The 1,267-nt window shown below is 42.1% G+C and carries 2 protein-coding genes; one reads left to right on the forward strand and one right to left on the reverse strand.

The features are described 5' to 3' along the window. The first annotated feature begins 497 nt into the window (after nt 1-497). Nucleotides 498-761 carry a helix-turn-helix transcriptional regulator gene (locus IQQ51_RS09385; protein WP_029224286.1) on the forward strand — a complete coding sequence of 88 codons (264 nt, stop codon included), beginning with the start codon at nt 498-500 and terminating at the stop codon, nt 759-761. 43 nt (nt 762-804) lie between these two features. Here the strand turns inward: IQQ51_RS09385 and IQQ51_RS09390 are convergent, their stop codons facing one another. Next, the gene (locus IQQ51_RS09390) at nt 805-1,092 is read right to left on the reverse strand and encodes a hypothetical protein (RefSeq protein ID WP_193840886.1); all 288 of its coding nucleotides are present in this window, start codon (nt 1,090-1,092) and stop codon (nt 805-807) included. Nucleotides 1,093-1,267: the final 175 nt, after the last annotated feature.

Genomic DNA, 1,267 nt, shown 5'->3' on the forward strand with positions numbered 1-1,267 from the left:
TTTTTCTAAAGAACTACTCAACCAAGAAGAGTCCTCAAGACTCTGATACTAACCAATGTCAGTAACAATCATTTCAATACCATTCTGTCTAGACAGTACATCACCAGAGAGTGCAATGATGCTGAACCTATGGAACGTAACCCTTCAACTACCTTGAGCAGAGATACAAGCATGTAATCAATTCCTATCCTAAGAACAAGTTCACTAGACAGGACGATGTAACTTAGCTTCATTCATCATCTTTACTCAATGGATACACTCTCACTCTGTGGATAGGTTCGTTACTGTGTACGCTGATTACAGTGATTCAAGTAAAAGCAATGTGTTGGGCTCAATAGGCAGGTAAGACCCAATGTAGGCTGTGGTGGTATAGCTTCTAATCTGAAATAAACTCAGTGGTTGTTCTTTATTGTATGAGACTACTTGATTCCCTATGGAGCTAGATATCTTGGTATCCAAGGAAGTCATCACTTTTACAATAACAAGATACAGAGGTCATGATGAGATTGATTCGAATGCGTGAAGTGCTTGATAAAACAGGTCTTAGCAAGGCAACGTTATATCGCTTAATTGCTGCTGGTAAGTTTCCTGCAAGTATCCAAATCGCCTGTCGCGCGGTAGCTTGGGAGGAATCTCAAGTCGACGAATATCTACTGAATATGATTAGCCAGAGCAACTTCAAACGAGAGCAAGCTGAAATGAAGAAAAGTCCTCACTACGTTCCCCCAGAGAGAAGAGTCAGTCCCTACTTGCGATACTAGGGCAAAAAAAGGAGCGTCATGCTCCTTTCTGATAATCAACAGACTACAAGCCTAAGGCTTTCGCTGTCTGTTTGTATTCTTGTTCGATTTGAGATTTCACCAGCTCTCGTCTTGCTTCAATAGGCGCTCTATCTGAGATGGCCTGTGCGCGTGTTTCAAGCTGCTTCAGTTCACCCTCTTTCCACTGGTTGAGAGATTGTTGAATCTGCTCAGGTGTAAGGGTGGCTTTAATCGATTCGACACTGAGTGCATCAATAGCACTGGCAGCACTTACGTTCATTGAAAGGGTTAAAGCGGCTAGTGTAATAACTTTAGTAATGGTTGATTTCATGATAATTCTCCAATTGAGATGTGTGTATTAATTAGTTAAAACTCAACGAAGTGACGACTGGTGGGGTAAACGCAAATGGTCGAAAAACAGGGTTTTCTTTAATAATATGCGTCTCAGATGAGGTTGTTTCGACTAGGCCATACTAAGGGGGCGGCCGTCCCCCTTAACACTGCTC

It is taken from the genome of Vibrio sp. OPT18, assembly GCF_015163615.1.
In the GTDB taxonomy this organism is placed as follows: domain Bacteria; phylum Pseudomonadota; class Gammaproteobacteria; order Enterobacterales; family Vibrionaceae; genus Vibrio; species Vibrio coralliirubri.